This is a genomic window from Klebsiella pasteurii (assembly GCF_018139045.1).
In the GTDB taxonomy this organism is placed as follows: domain Bacteria; phylum Pseudomonadota; class Gammaproteobacteria; order Enterobacterales; family Enterobacteriaceae; genus Klebsiella; species Klebsiella grimontii.
Map to the genome: position 1 here is coordinate 4,054,155 of NZ_CP073236.1, position 17,923 is coordinate 4,072,077.

The following is a 17,923-nucleotide window of genomic DNA, read 5'->3' on the forward strand; positions in this document are numbered from 1 at the left end:
TTTTAGCAGGCATAAACGCGAATAATGACTCGTTTTTTCGCGTCCGGAGTTGATGTCGTGGCAGGTCAGCTGATTCTTCGCAAAGATGAATTTTTCGCCTCCCCCGCTCAGGCGGTGGCGGTAGCGGATCGCTATCCGCAAAACGTCTTCGCCGAGCATACCCACGAGTTCTGCGAACTGGTGCTGGTGTGGCGGGGGAACGGCCTGCACGTCCTTAACGATCGCCCGTGGCGGATTACCCGCGGCGATCTGTTCTATATCCGCGCGGAAGACAAACACTCCTACGCCTCGGTGAACGATCTCGTCCTGCAAAACGTCATTTACTGCCCGGACCGGCTGCGGCTTAACTTTGACTGGGCGGCGCACATTCCCGGTCTGTTCGGCACTCCGTGGGTTCCGCACTGGCGGATTGGCAGCAGCGGCATGGCCCAGGTCAGGCAGGTGATTACCCAGCTGGAGCATGAAAGCAGCCGCAGCGATGCGCAGGCCAATAATATGGCCGAACTGCTGTTTGCGCAGCTGGCGCTTATTCTTCAGCGCTATCGCTACGCCACCGATAATCTGGCGGCAACCCAAAGCGAAGCGCTGCTCGATAAGCTGCTCACCGAGCTGGCGGGCAGCCTCAATCGTCCCTTCTTTCTTGACCGTTTTTGCGAGCGCGAAGGGTGCAGCGAACGCGCGCTGCGTCAGCAGTTTCGTCAGCAGACGGGGATGACCATCAACCACTACCTGCGCCAGCTGCGCATCTGTCACGCACAGTATCTGCTGCAGCATACCGAACGGCTGATTGGCGAAGTGGCGATGCAGTGCGGGTTTGAAGACAGCAACTACTTTTCGGTGGTGTTTAACCGCGAGATAGGCATGACGCCAGGGCAGTGGCGGCAGCGCAGTCGCACCGCCGCCTGACGACGCTAGTTCGCCATTCCCAGACCAACGATATTGGCGGCGATAATAATCACCACGCAGCCGAGGCTGAGGACGCCCACCGGACGACGACCGGCGTTGTTCCACTCTTTCAGTATCAGACCCACCAGGCCGCCGCACAGCACATAGAAGCTCATATGCAGCATCCAGCTCATGTAGTCGTACTGCGCCGGAATACTGGCGTGGCCCCAGGCATAGAAGAAGAACTGGAGATACCACATCAGGCCGCCTAACGCCGAAAGCAGGATATTGCTGACGATGAGCGGTTTTGCCAGCGAGAAGTCGGCTTTTATCGACAGGTTTTTCACTTTTGCCAGACGAATAAAGCAGAAGCCGAGGTTAACCAGCGCGCCGCCGCCCATGATCACCACATAGCTTGGCAGCGCGGTATAGAGTGGGTCAACGCCGAGCGCGGCGGCCGCTTCATGCATCGGCTTGGCGGCGTTCATGGCGAACGACATACCGGCCGAGAAGATGCCGCACATCACCGCCAGGACCAGCCCCTTTTTCAGGTTGAAGTCTTCGGCTTTGATGCCCATTTTGCGCTCTTTCAACTGGCCGGCGCGGGTGACGATCCCCACGCCAATCACCGCGACCAGCACGCCGAGCAGCGTCATCTGGCCGCCTTTGGTGTTAATGAGAACAGCAAACTGACCGTTAAGAATCGGCGTCATTAAGGTGCCAACAATCAGCGTGATACCAATGGCGATGCCGATCCCCATCGACATGCCGAGGTAGCGCATCGTCAGGCCGTAGTTGATATTACCGATACCCCACATGGCGCCGAACAGGAAAACGGGCAGCAGCGTGGAGGCGTTAAAAGAGCCGTAATAGGCCCAGAAATCGGGCAGCAGCATGGCGCTGATGGCCCAGGGGAGGATCAGCCAGGAGACAATACCGCCGATAGACCACATGGTTTCCCAGGACCAATGTTTAACTTTCTTGAACGGGGCATAGAAACAGGCTGCACTGGCCGCACCTATCAAATGCCAAAAAATACCCATCGTAATCGCGTGATTCATTGATTTTATCCTCATCTATTTTTTATCGGATAAATCTTCTTCCGACCCGGTGAGTGTAAAAATCGGTCAGTTTTTCCGCCTTTAAGCTGTTGCCACCGGAAGCCTGAACCTGGCAACCAAAAACTTAATTAGTTGTTCTGTATCACAAAACGACATCAATCCCCCCTGTTATAACCTTATTAAAAATACGGCATTGATAAGCGTTTTCAATATCATTTAATTAACTATAATGAACCAACTGCTTACGCGGCATTAACACTTTCCGCCGCTCGACAATAATGGAGATGATTATGAGTTACACACTGCCTGCCCTGCCGTACGCTTATGACGCCCTGGAACCGCATTTTGACAAGCAGACGATGGAAATCCATCACACTAAACACCACCAGACCTACGTGAACAACGCCAACGCGGCGCTGGAAAGCCTGCCTGAATTCGCGAGCCTGTCCGCAGAAGAGCTGATTACCAAACTGGATCAGCTGCCGGCAGACAAAAAAACCGTTCTGCGTAACAACGCCGGCGGCCACGCTAACCACAGCCTGTTCTGGAAAGGCCTGAAAACCGGTACCACCCTGCAGGGCGACCTGAAAGCGGCTATCGAGCGCGATTTCGGTTCCGTTGACAACTTCAAAGCGGAATTTGAAAAAGCGGCTGCGACCCGTTTCGGCTCCGGCTGGGCGTGGCTGGTGCTGAAAGGCGACAAGCTGGCGGTGGTTTCTACCGCTAACCAGGACTCCCCGCTGATGGGTGAAGCTATCTCCGGCGCTTCCGGCTTTCCGATTATCGGCCTGGACGTGTGGGAACACGCTTACTACCTGAAATTCCAGAACCGTCGCCCGGACTACATCAAAGCGTTCTGGGACGTCGTGAACTGGGACGAAGCCGCAGCGCGTTTTGCCGCCAAAAAATAAGGTTGCATTGTGCTGAGCGAGAAGCGAGTCTGATGACTCGCTTTTTTTATATCCGCAGCAAAGGAGCAGCGATGCACTATCCGGTGAATGTCTTTGTGGGCAAGGTAAGGGATTACGACGGCAGCCGTCCAAGCGCCATCGGGAAAGTCCAGGTCGATGGTGAACTGATCCTCGGCGATTTGGGGCTGGAGGGCGATGAGCAGGCCGAGAAGAAAATTCACGGCGGACCGGACCGCGCGCTGTGCCACTATCCCCGAGAACACTATGCCCATTGGGCGCTTGAACTTCCGCAGCAGGCGGATCTTTTCTGCGCCCCGGCGTTTGGCGAGAATCTCTCGACCGAAGGGCTGACGGAAAAAAATGTCTACATCGGCGATATCTTCCGCTGGGGAGAGGCGCTGATCCAGGTGACGCAGCCGCGCTCTCCCTGCTTCAAGCTCAACTATCATTTTGCCGTCAGCGATATGGCCCAGCTTATGCAGAACAGCGGTAAAACCGGCTGGTTGTATCGGGTGGTGGCGGGTGGGCAAGTCTCCAGCGATGCGCCGCTGGCGCTGGTATCCCGGCTCAGCGACGTCAGCGTTCACGAAGCGGGCACCATCGCCTGGCAGATGCCGTTCGATGATGACCAGTACCGACGTTTACTTTCCGCGGCGGGGCTGTCGGTAAGCTGGAGCAGAACGATGCAGAAGCGGCGTTTAAGCGGGCAGATCGAGAATAATTCGCGGAGATTGTGGGGAAAATAGCGCTTCCGTGCGCGTTCCCGGATGGCGGCGCTTTGCGCTTTATCCGGGCTCCCCGTTTCGAACCCGGCCTGGCGAAGCGCAGGCCGGGGGCATCAGGTGCGCTTATACAGCGGCAGCCAGAGGGTTAAACGCAGGCCGCCCAGCGGGCTGTCGTCGGCTTTTACCCAACCGCGGTGCTGTTGAATCGCCGCTTCGACAATCGCCAGACCCAGGCCGGTACCGCCAGACTCGCGGTCGCGCGCCTCATCGGTACGGTAGAACGGACGGAAAATCTGCTCGCGATCCTCCGGACTCACGCCCGGCCCGTCATCATCGACGTTAACCGTAATTCCGTCTTTATCCACCGAGAAGCTCACTGAAATTTTGGTATGCGAATAGCGCAGCGCGTTACGTACGATATTTTCCAGCGCGCTCTCCAGCGCATTGGGGTTACCGTACAGCGGCCAGGGCCCCGGCGGATACTCGACGGTGAACGATTTCCCCATCTGTTCGGCTTCAAAGGCGGCGTTATCCAGCACCTCGCCCCACAGCTGGTTGGCTTTCACCGTTTCGCTGACCAGCGCGGTTTTCGCCTGATTGCGCGACATCACCAGCAGGTCGTTGATCATGCTATCCAGCCGGTGCGCTTCCATCTCAATGCGCTCCAGCTCTTTGCTTTCCCCGCTGCGGCGGCGCAGCAATGCGGTGCCTAACTGCAGGCGGGTCAGCGGCGTGCGCAGTTCGTGCGAGATATCGGACAGCAGACGATGCTGGCTGGACATCATGCGCTCCAGCGCGGTCACCATCTGGTTAAAACTGGTCCCGGCGGCTAAAAACTCCTGCGGACCGGCTTCCAGCTCCGGATGCTGACGCAGGTTGCCCTGGGCGACTTCATCGGCGGCATTTTTCAGCTTACGTGCGGGTTTCGCCAGGCTCCACGCCAGCCACAGCAGCAGCGGGGCGCTGACTAACATGGTGACGATCAGCAGCAGTAACGGCCGATCGAACAGCAGATTGATGAAGTCTGATTGTGATGTATTGGCAGGGCGAATCAGATAGAGCTGGTAGTTATCTTCTCCATCCCTGACGGAAAAAGGCCCGACCATTTCCAGACGACCATAGCGCTTTTTCTGCGGATGGTCGGCGTTATCCGCCTGGCCGATAAAGTTGCGGATAATCTGCATTTCGTTGCGCTCGGCGCCGATAACGCGACCTTCGCTGGTAACCAGCAGCAAACGCTGGCCCGGCGGAGCCCACTTATCGATGGCGCGAAACAGACGACGCCACCACATCAGGTCGTTTGGCGGATCGTTCGCCAGTTCGGCCTCGACGTGCTGTTCAATCATGATGCCCTGACGTTGCTCGCTCTCCAGCAGCTCGGTCATCTGGCGCGAGTCCAGCTTGGGCAGCATCAGAACCAGCATCAACACCAGCGCCAGCGTGAGCCAGAAAATAGCGAAGATGCGTGCGGTTAAACTTCCAATCATGAAGCCGATACCATCAGATAGCCGCGTCCGCGCAGGGTTTTAAACCACGGATGGCCGTCTTTGCGCTCCGGCAGCTTGCGCCGCAGGTTGGAGATGTGCATGTCGATCGCGCGATCGAATGGCGTCAGGCGTTTACCCAGCACTTCCTGGCTAAGATGCTCACGCGATACCACCTGGCCAAGATGCTGCGCCAGAAGATAGAGCAGGGTGAACTCGGTGCCGGTCAGTTCCAGGGTCAGACCATCGAAGCTGGCTTCCTGGCGACCGGGGTTAAGGCTTAGCGCATCCACTTCCAGCGTCGGTGACCCGGCTTCGGTTGTCTGCTGCTGCTCGCTCCAGTGCGACCGGCGCAGAATCGCGCGTATACGCGCCACCAGCTCACGATCGTTGAACGGCTTAGGCAAATAATCGTCCGCGCCCAGCTCGAGGCCGAGAACGCGATCCAGCTCGCTCCCGCGGGCCGTTAGCATGATAACCGGGGTCTGGTGTGTCTGACGCAACTCTTTGAGCGTGTCGATACCGTTTTTCTTCGGCATCATCACATCAAGCAAAAGTAAATCGATGCTGTCGTCCAGAAGGGCCAGCGCCTGTTCCCCATCATGGGCGACGAGCACATTAAAACCTTCCATATCGAGCAGCTCTTTTAACAGGGAGGTGAGCTCCCGGTCATCATCTACTAACAGGATTTTATTCATTGTTTAAATACCTCCGAGGCAGAAATTACGTCATCAAGGCTCGCTAATCCATGACTTTACGTTGTTTTACACCCCCTGACGCATGTTTGCAGCCTGCATCGTAAACTCTCTCTCGTTGAATCGCGACACAAACGTTTTGGGAGTATGTGATGCGCAATGTTATCGCTGCCGTCATGGCCTCAACGCTGGCGCTAAGTGCATATAGCCAAGCCGCTGAAGTCGTCACCAGCGTTAACTGGCTTCCCGGAGACGAAGGGGTCCAGCGCAGCAGCCAGAGCCATATGTTTGACGGCATAAGTTTAACTGAACACCAACGGCAACAGTTACGAGATCTTATGCAGCGGGCACGCCACGACAGGCCACCCGTTAATGTTAGCGAAATGGAGACAATGCATCGCCTTGTCACCGCAGAAAATTTTGATGAAAACGCTGTACGCGCTCAGGCAGATAAGATGGCGCAGGAACAGGTTGCCCGCCAGGTTGAAATGGCAAAAGTTCGCAACCAGATGTATCACCTGCTAACGCCAGAGCAGCAAGCGGTTTTAAACGCTAAGCACCAGCAACGAATGGATCAGTTGCGTGAGGTTGCACGGATGCATAAAGGCTCAGCGATGATGCTTTCGAGTAGTAGCAATACCCTGCAACCCCAGTAACAACCCTGTTTTCCTTGCCATAGACACCATCCCTGTCTTCCCCCACATGATGTGGGGGTTTTTTTTGCCCGTTATTCAGCGCCCTCCTGCCTCCCCGTCCCGGTAAAAGATCGGGTTATACTAAGCGCATCGCGAAGTAAGGAGCGTTTATGAATCAATCTTATGGGCAGCTGGTGAGCCGCGCGGCGATTGCGGCGACGGTGATGGCCTCTGCGTTACTTTTGATCAAGATTTTTGCATGGTGGTATACCGGGTCTGTGAGTATTCTGGCGGCGCTGGTTGATTCACTGGTGGATATCGCCGCCTCGTTGACCAACCTGCTGGTGGTGCGTTATTCGCTGCAGCCTGCCGATGAAGAACATACCTTTGGCCATGGTAAAGCGGAATCGCTGGCCGCGCTGGCGCAAAGTATGTTTATCTCCGGCTCGGCGCTGTTTCTGTTCTTGACCGGTATTGATCATCTCGTTCGTCCTGAGCCGATGAATGCGGCGGGCGTTGGGATGGTGGTGACGCTGATTGCGCTGGTCAGCACGCTGCTGCTGGTCACGTTCCAGCGCTGGGTCGTAAGAAAAACACAAAGTCAGGCGGTACGGGCGGATATGCTTCATTATCAGTCTGATGTTATGATGAACGGCGCAATTCTGGTGGCGCTGGCCCTCTCCTGGTACGGCTGGCACCGTGCTGATGCGCTGTTTGCATTAGGTATAGGCGTCTATATTTTATATAGCGCGCTGCGCATGGCTTATGACGCCGTTCAGTCGTTGTTAGACCGCGCGCTTCCTGATGAGGAACGCCAGGAAATTATCAATATCGTGACCGCGTGGCCAGGCGTCAGCGGGGCGCACGATCTACGAACGCGGCAGTCAGGGCCGACTCGCTTTATTCAGATTCATTTGGAAATGGAAGATAACCTCCCGCTGGTTCAGGCACACGTAATTGCCGACCAGGTGGAGCAGGCGTTGTTGCTCCGTTTTCCCGGGTCCGATGTCATTATCCACCAGGACCCCTGCTCTGTGGTGCCGTTAGGGCAGCAGGGTGTTTTATGATCTTTAGGTTATAGTCTGTAAACTCGATGTAAAAGTGTGGGGCGGATCGGCATTTTTTGTATAAATTACCGCCATTTGGTCTGACCTGAATCAATTCAGCCAGAAGCGTTTGATATACTATTGCAATTATCGTTGTGCACTCCTGGTGAGGGGCGCTTCAGGCAACAGGATTATTTTTTGCTTCCTAAGTTCAGAGGTAGTCATGATTAAGAAAATCGGTGTGTTGACAAGTGGCGGTGATGCCCCGGGCATGAACGCAGCAATTCGTGGCGTTGTGCGTGCGGCATTAACGGAAGGTCTGGAAGTTTTTGGAATCTATGACGGTTACCTCGGCCTGTATGAAGATCGTATGGTTCAGCTCGACCGCTACAGCGTTTCCGACATGATCAACCGCGGCGGCACCTTCCTGGGGTCGGCGCGTTTTCCAGAATTCCGCGAAGAACATATTCGCGCAGTCGCCATTGAAAATATGAGAAAGCGCGGCCTGGATGCGCTGGTGGTTATCGGTGGTGACGGTTCCTATATGGGTGCCGTGCGTCTGACTGAGATGGGCTTCCCCTGCATCGGCCTGCCGGGCACTATCGACAACGATATCAAAGGCACCGACTATACCATTGGCTTCTTCACCGCATTGAGCACCGTGGTAGAGGCTATTGACCGCCTGCGGGACACCTCTTCCTCCCACCAGCGTATTTCCGTTGTGGAAGTGATGGGCCGTTACTGCGGCGACCTGACCCTGGCGGCAGCTATCTCCGGCGGCTGTGAGTTCATCATGGTGCCTGAGGTTGAATACACTCGCGACGACCTGGTATCAGAAATTAAGGCGGGCATCGCCAAAGGCAAAAAGCACGCGATTGTGGCGATCACCGAGCATATGTGCGACGTCGACGAGCTGGCTCACTACATCGAGAAAGAGACCGGCCGTGAAACTCGCGCAACCGTACTGGGCCACATTCAGCGCGGCGGCTCTCCGGTTCCTTATGACCGTATTCTGGCATCCCGCATGGGCGCGTACGCGATTGACCTGCTGCTGCAGGGCTTCGGCGGCCGCTGCGTCGGTATTCAGAACGAGAAGCTGGTGCACCACGACATTATCGACGCTATTGAGAACATGAAGCGTCCGTTCAAAAGCGACTGGCTGGATTGCGCTAAGAAGCTGTACTAAGCTTCCAACGGAAACAAAAAGGCCTTCTCAGAGAGAAGGCCTTTTTTATGGGCGGGAAGCTACTCGATATCCAGGGCATCCTCGGAAAGGATAATCCCGGTATTATCGGCGTAGAGATGGTCGCCGGAAAAGAAGGTGACGCCGCCGAAGTTGACGCGCACGTCGCTTTCGCCGATCCCTTCACCTGCGGCTCCGACGGGGATGGCGGCCAGCGCCTGGATACCGATATCCAGCTCTTCCAGATCGTCAACCTGACGCACCGCGCCATACACGACCAGCCCTTCCCACTCGTTTTGTACGGCCAGACGCGCCAGGTCAGCGTCAATCAATGCGCGTCGAACAGAACCACCACCGTCAACCAACAGGACATGACCACGGCCGTTCTGTTCGAGCATATCGTAGAGCAACCCGTTATCCTCGAAACATTTTACCGTGATGATTTGTCCACCAAACGACGAGCGCCCCCCAAAGTTGGAGAACAGAGGTTCCACGACGTTGACATCCTCCTGGTAGATGTCACAAAGCTCGGAAGTATCGTATTTCATAGGCTTAACGTTCAGTTGCTGCGAGAATTTTCAGTATATCTCGTGAATCACGCTGTTGGCAAAATCATCAATTGTTAATTGATATTTGTCAGTTAAGCCGCAAGCCTGCTGCAAATAATTCCGATAACAAACAGCAGGTTGGTCAGCAGTGCCCCTTTAACGGTTCTTTCGAGCATTGGACGCATGGCGACGGGGTCGCGCTCCCGCATCACATAACGCGCCTGCTTAACCAGCAGCGGCGTCGCCAGCAGGAACAGCCAGCCCCACGGATTATGCAGCGAGATCAGGTTAAACAGCGCCAGGCACAGCAGCGCGCCAAACAGCAGGCAAGCGTGATAGCGGCGAGCGTTAACCGGCCCCAGGCGCACGGCGAGGGTGTTTTTACCGTTTTCACGATCGCTGTCGATATCGCGCAGATTGTTAATATTCAGCACCGCCGTCGCCAGCAGACCGCAGGCGGTGGCGGGTAAGAAAATGGCCGCTTCAACGCTGTGCGCCTGCAGATACCAGCTCCCGACGACGCTAAGCCAGCCGAAGAACACCAGCACGGAGATATCGCCAAGGCCGATGTAGCCGTAAGGGCGAGTGCCGACGGTATAGGTAATGGCGGCAACGATCGCGAGACCGCCGAGGACCATAAAACCGATAAAATCGGCCATGGTTTGCCAGGCCAGGAATAGCAACGTCAGGCCGGAGAGACAAATCAGCGCCACGGTAAGAATCAACGCGCGTTTCATCTGCGCCTGGGTGATGGCGCCTTTCTGCATACCGCGCAGCGGGCCGATACGGTCAGGTTTATCGCTGCCTTTTATCGCGTCGCCATAATCGTTGGCCAGATTGGAGAGGATTTGTAATAAACCGGCGGTAATGATGGCCAGCAGCGCAACCCAGGGATCGAAACTGCCCTGATGCCAGGCAAGCGCGGAGCCAACAATAATGGCAGCAAAGGCCAGAGGTAACGTTTTGGGGCGCAGGCTTTCCAGCCAGGCCTGGGTGCGAGTGATTGCGTGTTCGGTCATAAGTCCCGGCCAATAAAAATGGGGCCCTACCCTTCATACTTCAGGCTGCAGATACGTAGGCTACGCTCATTCACCCCAGTCATGTACTTATGCACACTCCTGGGGATGAATTCCCTTGCCGCGTAATTTGGCCTTCGGGGCCAGCGTAAGGTCTGTTCAAACGGTTAACCGTTTTGTCCCGCAACTCGAATGAGTAGGGTATCTATAGCCCCATCTAGTGTGATGAAAATATATTGAACCGGATTATAAGATAAAACGGCTCAGATCTTCATCTGCCACCAGAACATCCAGATGCTTACCGACATATTCCGCATCGATGGTGACGGTTTGGCCATTCATTTCGCTGGCATCGTAGGAGATGTCTTCGATCAGACGCTCCAGTACGGTATGCAGACGACGTGCACCGATGTTCTCGGTAGTTTCGTTGACCTGCCATGCGGCCTGAGCGATACGCTTGATGCCATCTTCCGTGAATTCGATATTGACGCCCTCGGTCGCCATCAGCGCTTTATACTGCACGGTGATAGACGCGTTCGGCTCGGTCAAAATACGCTCGAAGTCGTGGGTGGTCAGCGCTTTCAGCTCAACGCGAATCGGCAGACGACCCTGCAGTTCCGGGATTAAGTCAGACGGGCTGGCGACCTGGAACGCGCCGGAGGCGATAAACAGAATGTGATCGGTTTTCACCATACCGTGCTTAGTGGAGACGGTGCAGCCTTCAACCAGCGGCAGCAGGTCGCGCTGTACGCCTTCACGAGATACGTCAGGGCCGGAAGAGTTGCCGCCGCGCTTACAGATTTTGTCGATTTCGTCGATAAACACGATACCGTGCTGCTCAACGGCGTCGATGGCATCCTGCTTCAGCTCTTCCGGGTTGACCAGCTTCGCCGCTTCTTCTTCAATCAGCAGCTTCATCGCGTCTTTAATTTTCAGCTTACGCGGTTTTTGCTTCTGGCCGCCCAGGTTCTGGAACATGGACTGCAGCTGGCTGGTCATCTCTTCCATGCCCGGAGGGGACATGATTTCAACGCCCATCGGCGCAGCCGCGAGATCGATTTCAATCTCTTTATCATCAAGCTGACCTTCGCGCAGTTTTTTACGGAAAGACTGGCGCGCGGCGGAAGGTTCCTGAGGCTGTTCGGCCTGGCCCCAGTTGTTTTTCGCCGGCGGGATCAGCACGTCGAGGATGCGCTCTTCCGCCAGCTCTTCCGCACGATAGCGGTTTTTGTCGATGGACTGCATGCGCACCATTTTGATCGCCGCATCGGTCAGATCGCGGATGATGGAGTCCACTTCCTTACCAACATAGCCGACTTCGGTGAATTTAGTCGCTTCAACCTTGATAAATGGCGCGTTGGCAAGCTTTGCCAGACGACGGGCGATTTCCGTTTTACCGACGCCGGTCGGGCCGATCATCAGAATGTTTTTGGGCGTGACTTCGTGACGCAGCTCTTCGTTGAGCTGCATACGACGCCAGCGGTTACGCAGAGCGATGGCGACGGAGCGCTTGGCTGCGTCCTGGCCGATAATGTGTTTGTCCAGTTCGCTGACAATTTCGCGTGGGGTCATTTCAGACATGGGAGATCCTTACGCTTTGGAGGTCAATTCTTCGATGGTATGGAAGTGGTTGGTATAAATGCAGATATCACCTGCAATACTCAACGCTTTCTCTGCGATATCGCGTGCGCCCATATCGGTATTTTCCAGCAGGGCGCGAGCCGCGGCCTGGGCGTAGGGACCGCCGGAGCCGATAGCAATCAAATCGTTTTCTGGCTGCACCACGTCACCGTTACCGGTGATGATGAGCGAGGCGTTTTCGTCAGCCACCGCCAGCAGCGCTTCGAGCTTGCGCAGCATCCGGTCGGTACGCCAGTCTTTCGCCAGCTCAACGGCGGCTTTCACCAGGTGGCCCTGATGCATTTCCAGCTTACGTTCAAACAGTTCGAACAGCGTGAAGGCGTCAGCGGTGCCGCCCGCAAAGCCGGCAATCACTTTGTCGTTATACAGGCGGCGCACTTTTTTCACGTTGCCTTTCATTACGGTGTTGCCCAGCGTGGCCTGGCCATCACCGGCAATAACGACATGGCCGTTACGGCGAACACTTACAATTGTAGTCACGAGCAGACCCCTTGGTTGCAAAAGCGGAATAGGGGCCCCGCGGTTTACGCGGGGCAGAATGCAATTATAGATGGGGGGGATTTTGAGGGTTTCAACCCCTGGCGGCGAGACGAATGCAGTTTGCGTGTCCGGCCATTTTCAGCCGTTCAATCATATTGCTGGCGTTTTCTTTGCCTTTCAGCGGGCCAATCACCACGCGGTTCCAGCCGTTATTGGTGGTGATGTGCGAGGCGAAGCCTTCAAACGCCAGCTGCGCGCGCACGGTTTCCGCCTGCTCAGCGCCTTTAAAGGACCCGCACTGGATCATCCAGCTGCGATCGTCTTTTTTCTCCGTCGCGGCGGTTTTCGGCGCTTCTTCTACACGGGTTACCGGCGCGGCGGCCTGGGCTTTAGGCTGCGCGGTACTGGTATGCGCTGGCGTTTGCAGCAGGTCCTGATACGGCTGCTGATTCGACGCCGTCTGCCTCGGCTGCTGTTGTACCGGCTTCGGCTGCTCGACAACCCGCGGCTGGGTTCGCGGTTGCTGTACCTGCGTCTGCTGTTGGGCCTGCGCGAGCTGCTGTTGCTGTACCTGCTGCTGAGCTAAACGCTGACGCTGCAAGGTTTGCTGACGCTGTGCCGGAGTTTGTTCATTCCACGGCACTTCGGTCAGCTGCGTGGGCTGCTGACGCATATCGGCCTGCATCTGCGCCAGTAGCTGGCGCTGCTCATCCGTCAACTGCTCCGGCTTCATGACTTCTCCGCCCGCGGTGGGTTCCGTAGGCGCGCGTACCCCGGGCTGACGGCTTTCCAGCTCTTTAATATAGCGCCAACGCTCTTCCGGCTTCGGCGGCAGGCCGTTGCCCGCGGCCTGGCGGTTCTGCAGCGCTTCAGCTTCTTCTTTCTTATGGTGAGTGATGAAGTACAGTCCACCGATAAAGGCCACCAGCACTGCCGCAGCGATGGCCACCATAGTCGGTGAAACCGCCGAAAGGCCGCCTTGTTTGTTCCTTGAGCTTCGCGTATTGCTCTTTTTGCGCCGCGAAGAAGCCGGTTGGCTGCGGCGTACATAATCTCGTTGTGCCACTATCGTTTCGCTGTCTTATTCGTTTTTCAGCCCGCCATGTTACTTAAGCGGCGGGGCTTTGACCAGAAGAGCAGGCCCGAAAGCCTGGTGGTTATGTTCGGATTTTGCGCGTACTGCCGCGAACGATAAGCTCGCAGTCAAGTAATCGTGATCCGCTGCTGACGTTATGACCGTGCAGTTGATCCAGCAAAAGCAGCATCGCTTCGCGGCCAATATCAAAACGTGGTTGCGCGACGGTCGTCAATGGCGGATCGCAAAATTCAGACAAAGAGATGTTATCAAAACCAATAATAGACAGATCTTCAGGAACTTTCAGGCCGCGACGTTTCGCCAGCGATAGCGCCCCCAGCGCCATAATATCGCTATGGCAGAAAATAGCCGTTGGCGGTACCGGCAGCGCCAGCAGCTGTTCCAGCGCGCTGGCGCCGGCTTCATAGGTAAAGTTGCCGCGGGCGATATAGTGCGGATCGACGGTTATCCCGCTGCGACGGAGCGCCTGGACATAGCCCTGCAGGCGGTAATGGCACAGCGGCATCTCTTCCGGGCCGGCGATACAGCCGATGCGGCGGTGCCCCAGCTCGTGCAGATAGTTCACAGCGTTAAACGCGGCGGTGAGGTTATCGATATGCACCGTCGGCAACTCCAGCTCGGGAGCGAATTCATTGGCCATCACCATTGGCGGCAGATTGCGCTGCTCTTCCACGCCCGCATCGAAGGGTAAACGGGAGCCCAGCAGCAGCATGCCATCGATCTGCTTGGTAATGATCAGGTCGATAAAGGTCTTTTCCTGACGGTTCTGGTGGGCGCAATCGCCGATCAACACCAGGTACTCTTGCTCCGCGGCGGTGACTTCAATACCGCGAATGATCTCGCTGAAGAAGGGGTCGCAGATATCCGGCACAATCACCAGGATGGTGCGCGACTCGTTGCGCTTCATATTGCGCCCGAGCGATTGCGGTAAATAGCCGACTTCAAGCGCGGCCTGCTCGACCCGGTTACGGGTGCTCTGCGAAACCTTATCGGGGTTCATTAACGCTCGGGATACGGTTGCCGTGGAAACGTTTGCCTTTTGGGCAACGTCTTTCATAGTGGCGGCAACGACCTGTTTTTTGGGCTTCACCTGATTTCTCCTCGCTGACTGGCGCAGACACATCCCTGGCGTTCTGACATCAGCAACATTTTTAACAGATAGTACATCCAGAGAGTTACAGAATTTTCATGAAAAACGTGATGACGGTTGAATTTTTCGATCCGCCTCGCAAGAGAAGCCTTAACCTTCAATAGGATCGACGTCCAGTACCCATTTCACTTTTCGCGCTTCGGGTAGCGTGTTAATCAACGCCAGCGTTCCGCCGACGATATGCTGCAGCTGAACGCGCGACGGATGCTGAAGGAGAATTTGCCAGCGCCAGCGGCCGCCGCGCTTTGGCGCCAGCGCCGGAACCGGCCCGAGCACCCACAGTTTCTTATCGGCCAGCGGGCTGGCCTGCAGCAGATTGCGCAGCTGCTGTAAAAAAAGCGGCGCCTGCTGGTTGTTATGATCTTCGGCGCGAATCAGCACGTGGCTGGTCCACGGCGGCAGCTGCATGCTTTGCCGTTCCGCCAGCGCCTGCTCGGCAAACGCGTCGTATCCTTTATAAAGCAGCGTTTGCAGCAGCGGGTGCTCCGGGTGGTGGGTCTGCAGGATCACCTCGCCCTGTTTGCCCGCCCGGCCTGCGCGGCCTGAAACCTGCGTGTAGAGCTGAGCGAAGCGCTCCGCCGAGCGGAAATCGGCGGAAAACAGCGCGCCGTCAACGTCCAGCAGGGAAACCAGGGTGACATCCGGGAAGTGGTGCCCCTTCGCCAGCATTTGGGTGCCGATAAGAATGCGCGCGCCGCCGCGGTTGACGTCGGCAAGATATTGCTCAAGCGCGCCTTTGCGGCTGGTGGTATCCCGGTCGATACGGGAAATCGGGATATCGGGAAACAGCGGCCCCAGGGCCTGTTCAAGTTGTTCAGTTCCCAAACCGACCGGTACCAGATGCGTCGAACCGCAGGAGGGGCACTGGCGCGGAATCGGGCGCTGGCTGTCGCAGTGGTGGCAGCGCAGATGATGCTGGGCCTGGTGCAGCGTGTAGTAGCTGTCGCAGCGCGGACACTCCGCTATCCAGCCGCAGTCGTGACACAGCAGCGCCGGCGCGAAGCCACGGCGGTTCAAAAACAGAATCACCTGGTTATCGGCCTGCAGATGCTGGCGCATGCGGCCTATCAGCGCCGGAGACAGTCCGGCCTGCAGCTGCTGGCCCTTTAAATCCAGAACGTGCTGCTGAGCCGGGCGCGCATTGCCCGCTCGTTTGGTGAGCTTCAGCTGGCGATACTTGCCCTGGCGAACGTTATAAAGCGTCTCCAGCGCCGGAGTCGCCGAGCCGAGAATAATCGGGATTTGCTCGCTGTGGGCGCGCCAGACCGCCAGATCGCGGGCGTGATAGCGCCAGCCCTCCTGCTGTTTGTAAGAGCTGTCGTGCTCTTCATCGATGACGATCACCCCGAGGTCTTTAAAAGGAGTGAATAGCGACGAGCGAGTACCGATCACAATCGCTGCTTCGCCGTTTTTAGCTTTTAGCCACGCGGAGAGGCGTTCGCTGTCGTTCAGCCCGGAGTGCAGCACTTCCACCGGGGCGTTAAAACGGTGGCGGAAACGGGCGATAGTCTGCGGCGTCAGGCCGATTTCTGGCACCATCACCAGCGCCTGGCGACCCTGCGCCAGCACGTTTTCAAGGACGCTCAGATACACTTCCGTTTTGCCCGAGCCGGTGATCCCGGCCAGCAGCCAGGCGGAAAAGCTGTCCGAGGCGCTGTGGATCGCGCCCACGGCGGTGGCCTGTTCGGTATTAAGACGCAGGCGTTCGCCGGGTACCGAGAAGCCTGCGCGCCAGTCGGCGATAGCCGGCGCTTCGCTGGCCAGCTCCGCCAGGCCTTTACCCCTCAGCGCCTGCAGGGCGGCGTCGTTAAATTCCAGTTCGGCAACCTGATGGCGCCAGATCTTCCCCTGACGCAGCGCCGCCAGCGCCTGCTGTTGTTTCGGTGAGCGCTTAAGGCTGTTGATATCAACCGCTTGCCCCTGTTCGGTGGCAAACCAGTACCACATTGGCGTCGCGCTGGCGGGCTTTCCCTGGCGCAGCACGATCGGTAGCGCGTGAAACAGCACATCGCCGATGGGATGATGGTAGTAGTCCGCCGCCCACAGCAGCAGCCGCCAGACCGAAGCGGAGAAGACCGGCCCGGCGTCGAGGACTTCAGCCACCGGCTTGAGTTCGTTGAGCGGCAGTTCGCTGCGCTCACTGACCGCCGTTACGATACCTATCCGCTCCTGTTTGCCGAACGGGACGCGCACGCGACAGCCCGCTTTGACCGGCATGCCGTCAGGCAGCAAATAGTCAAAAGTGCGGGGCAGCGGAACGGGCAGGGCAACGTGAGCGACGGGCATTTAATCTTCCTGACTTGAAATCTGGCGGGTTAGTATACACATTGTGATAAGGGCTCGCGGATCAGTTTGCATATGCTGGTCAAATTCTGTATGATTCGCCGCCTTTGATGCGCTTTATGCGGTATCAAAATCTATTACCCGGCAATTTCGCTTTGCGCAATCGCACCGGGAAATTATTAACATCGCGTGGTGTCTGGCGTTAGGGCTGGAAGAGCGACGCGGCCTTAACTGAGGTTCTCCCATGAAAAAAGATATTCATCCGAAATACGAAGAAGTTACTGCTTCCTGCTCTTGCGGTAACGTCATGAAAATCCGTTCTACCGTAGGTCACGACCTGAACCTCGACGTGTGCGGTAAATGCCACCCGTTCTACACCGGCAAACAGCGTGATGTTGCTACCGGTGGCCGTGTTGACCGCTTCAACAAGCGCTTCAGCGTACCGGGTACCAGCAAGTAATTTGCTGAAGAAGCCGCCTCAGGGCGGCTTTTTTGTCTCTCGCGCGCAACCGCGCAAAAAAAGCAGAAGATTCCTTCTGCTTTTTTTTATGGTTTTAGTATTCCCACGTATCCGGGTCGATTCCCAGCTCGCGCATAATCTCTTTCGCCGCTTCCGGGATTTCATCGCTGCGCTCTTTACGCAGGTCTTCATCGTTAGGCAACGGTTGACCGGTAAAGGCATGCAGGAACGCTTCGCACAGCAGTTCGCTGTTGGTCGCGTGACGCAGGTTATTCACCTGACGACGCGTGCGTTCATCGGTGAGGATTTTTAACACCTTCAGAGGAATGGAAACCGTAATTTTTTTTACTTGCTCACTCTTCTTACCGTGCTCAGCGTATGGGCTGATATATTCGCCGCTCCATTCAGCCATGAGTTACCTTTAATCCTCTATTCATTAGTTAAGGGCCTGAACGCGAGTTCTGGCCATAATTGCGCGTAGTTTACCGTAGAGGGGCGCATCTGACACCAAACAAGCCGCTACGGATGTGCGCTAATGCATATAATTTTAACGGCTATTTCCAGTTTGCTCAATCTATACGCAAAGAAGTTTAGATGTCCAGATGTATTGACGTCTATTATAAC

At 56.4% G+C, this 17,923-nt stretch carries 18 protein-coding genes; 7 read left to right on the plus strand and 11 right to left on the minus strand.

The features are described from left to right. Positions 1 to 57 precede the first annotated feature (57 nt). Entirely contained in the window at positions 58 to 906 is an 849-nt protein-coding gene (rhaR, locus tag KCG39_RS19055) for an HTH-type transcriptional activator RhaR (RefSeq protein WP_004127212.1), read from the plus strand. Between the two features lie 5 nt (positions 907 to 911). On the opposite strand, the gene rhaT is transcribed toward rhaR, so the two are convergent. Then, the gene (gene rhaT / locus KCG39_RS19060) at positions 912 to 1,946 is read right to left on the minus strand and encodes an L-rhamnose/proton symporter RhaT (protein WP_004127216.1); all 1,035 of its coding nucleotides are present in this window, start codon (positions 1,944 to 1,946) and stop codon (positions 912 to 914) included. Positions 1,947 to 2,236: 290 nt separating this feature from the next. Between rhaT and sodA the strand changes: the two genes are divergently transcribed. Both sodA and yiiM read left to right on the plus strand, forming a co-directional pair. Beyond that, positions 2,237 to 2,857 (plus strand): superoxide dismutase [Mn], encoded by a 621-nt coding sequence (sodA, locus tag KCG39_RS19065; protein WP_004127220.1) that lies wholly within the window; start codon positions 2,237 to 2,239, stop codon positions 2,855 to 2,857. A 71-nt stretch (positions 2,858 to 2,928) separates the two neighbouring features. Further along, positions 2,929 to 3,603, plus strand: a complete 675-nt coding sequence (yiiM, locus tag KCG39_RS19070) for a 6-hydroxyaminopurine reductase (RefSeq protein WP_139529983.1) — start codon at positions 2,929 to 2,931, stop codon at positions 3,601 to 3,603. A gap of 92 nt (positions 3,604 to 3,695) precedes the next feature. Here the strand turns inward: yiiM and cpxA are convergent, their stop codons facing one another. Both cpxA and cpxR read right to left on the minus strand, forming a co-directional pair. After that, positions 3,696 to 5,069, minus strand: coding sequence for an envelope stress sensor histidine kinase CpxA (gene cpxA / locus KCG39_RS19075; RefSeq protein ID WP_004107505.1), 1,374 nt, complete (start codon positions 5,067 to 5,069; stop codon positions 3,696 to 3,698). Continuing rightward, positions 5,066 to 5,764 carry an envelope stress response regulator transcription factor CpxR gene (gene cpxR / locus KCG39_RS19080; protein WP_004127228.1) on the minus strand — a complete coding sequence of 233 codons (699 nt, stop codon included), beginning with the start codon at positions 5,762 to 5,764 and terminating at the stop codon, positions 5,066 to 5,068. Before cpxR ends, cpxA begins: the two co-directional genes overlap by 4 nt. Positions 5,765 to 5,913: 149 nt before the next feature. Between cpxR and cpxP the strand changes: the two genes are divergently transcribed. The 3 genes from cpxP to pfkA all read left to right on the plus strand — a co-directional run bounded on the left by cpxP (position 5,914) and on the right by pfkA (position 8,628). Beyond that, positions 5,914 to 6,417: a cell-envelope stress modulator CpxP gene (gene cpxP / locus KCG39_RS19085; protein ID WP_004127232.1), complete on the plus strand. Its 504-nt coding sequence runs from the start codon at positions 5,914 to 5,916 to the stop codon at positions 6,415 to 6,417. 149 nt (positions 6,418 to 6,566) lie between these two features. Continuing rightward, on the plus strand, positions 6,567 to 7,463 hold the full coding sequence (gene fieF / locus KCG39_RS19090) for a CDF family cation-efflux transporter FieF (RefSeq protein ID WP_142468539.1): 897 nt from the start codon (positions 6,567 to 6,569) through the stop codon (positions 7,461 to 7,463). A 202-nt stretch (positions 7,464 to 7,665) separates the two neighbouring features. Further along, positions 7,666 to 8,628 (plus strand): 6-phosphofructokinase, encoded by a 963-nt coding sequence (gene pfkA, locus KCG39_RS19095; protein ID WP_004127238.1) that lies wholly within the window; start codon positions 7,666 to 7,668, stop codon positions 8,626 to 8,628. Between the two features lie 59 nt (positions 8,629 to 8,687). On the opposite strand, the gene rraA is transcribed toward pfkA, so the two are convergent. The 7 genes from rraA to priA form a co-directional block, all read right to left on the minus strand. After that, positions 8,688 to 9,173, minus strand: coding sequence for a ribonuclease E activity regulator RraA (gene rraA, locus KCG39_RS19100; protein WP_004127241.1), 486 nt, complete (start codon positions 9,171 to 9,173; stop codon positions 8,688 to 8,690). 92 nt (positions 9,174 to 9,265) lie between these two features. Next, on the minus strand, positions 9,266 to 10,192 hold the full coding sequence (menA, locus tag KCG39_RS19105; RefSeq protein ID WP_004127244.1) for a 1,4-dihydroxy-2-naphthoate polyprenyltransferase: 927 nt from the start codon (positions 10,190 to 10,192) through the stop codon (positions 9,266 to 9,268). 243 nt (positions 10,193 to 10,435) lie between these two features. Next, entirely contained in the window at positions 10,436 to 11,770 is a 1,335-nt protein-coding gene (hslU, locus tag KCG39_RS19110) for an HslU--HslV peptidase ATPase subunit (RefSeq protein WP_004127247.1), read from the minus strand. Positions 11,771 to 11,779: 9 nt separating this feature from the next. Next, positions 11,780 to 12,310: an ATP-dependent protease subunit HslV gene (gene hslV, locus KCG39_RS19115; protein WP_004127251.1), complete on the minus strand. Its 531-nt coding sequence runs from the start codon at positions 12,308 to 12,310 to the stop codon at positions 11,780 to 11,782. Between the two features lie 91 nt (positions 12,311 to 12,401). Continuing rightward, the gene (gene ftsN, locus KCG39_RS19120) at positions 12,402 to 13,376 is read right to left on the minus strand and encodes a cell division protein FtsN (protein ID WP_071830616.1); all 975 of its coding nucleotides are present in this window, start codon (positions 13,374 to 13,376) and stop codon (positions 12,402 to 12,404) included. Positions 13,377 to 13,467: 91 nt separating this feature from the next. Further along, a complete protein-coding gene (cytR, locus tag KCG39_RS19125; RefSeq protein WP_004127258.1) occupies positions 13,468 to 14,496 on the minus strand; it encodes a DNA-binding transcriptional regulator CytR in 1,029 nt (342 codons plus the stop codon). 150 nt (positions 14,497 to 14,646) lie between these two features. Continuing rightward, positions 14,647 to 16,842 carry a primosomal protein N' gene (priA, locus tag KCG39_RS19130; protein ID WP_142468538.1) on the minus strand — a complete coding sequence of 732 codons (2,196 nt, stop codon included), beginning with the start codon at positions 16,840 to 16,842 and terminating at the stop codon, positions 14,647 to 14,649. 241 nt (positions 16,843 to 17,083) lie between these two features. Here priA and rpmE point away from each other — a divergent pair, with 241 nt between their 5' ends. Next, entirely contained in the window at positions 17,084 to 17,299 is a 216-nt protein-coding gene (gene rpmE / locus KCG39_RS19135; RefSeq protein WP_004107543.1) for a 50S ribosomal protein L31, read from the plus strand. 94 nt (positions 17,300 to 17,393) lie between these two features. Here rpmE and metJ read toward each other — a convergent pair whose 3' ends face one another. Beyond that, positions 17,394 to 17,711 (minus strand): met regulon transcriptional regulator MetJ, encoded by a 318-nt coding sequence (metJ, locus tag KCG39_RS19140; RefSeq protein WP_004107547.1) that lies wholly within the window; start codon positions 17,709 to 17,711, stop codon positions 17,394 to 17,396. Positions 17,712 to 17,923 lie beyond the last annotated feature (212 nt).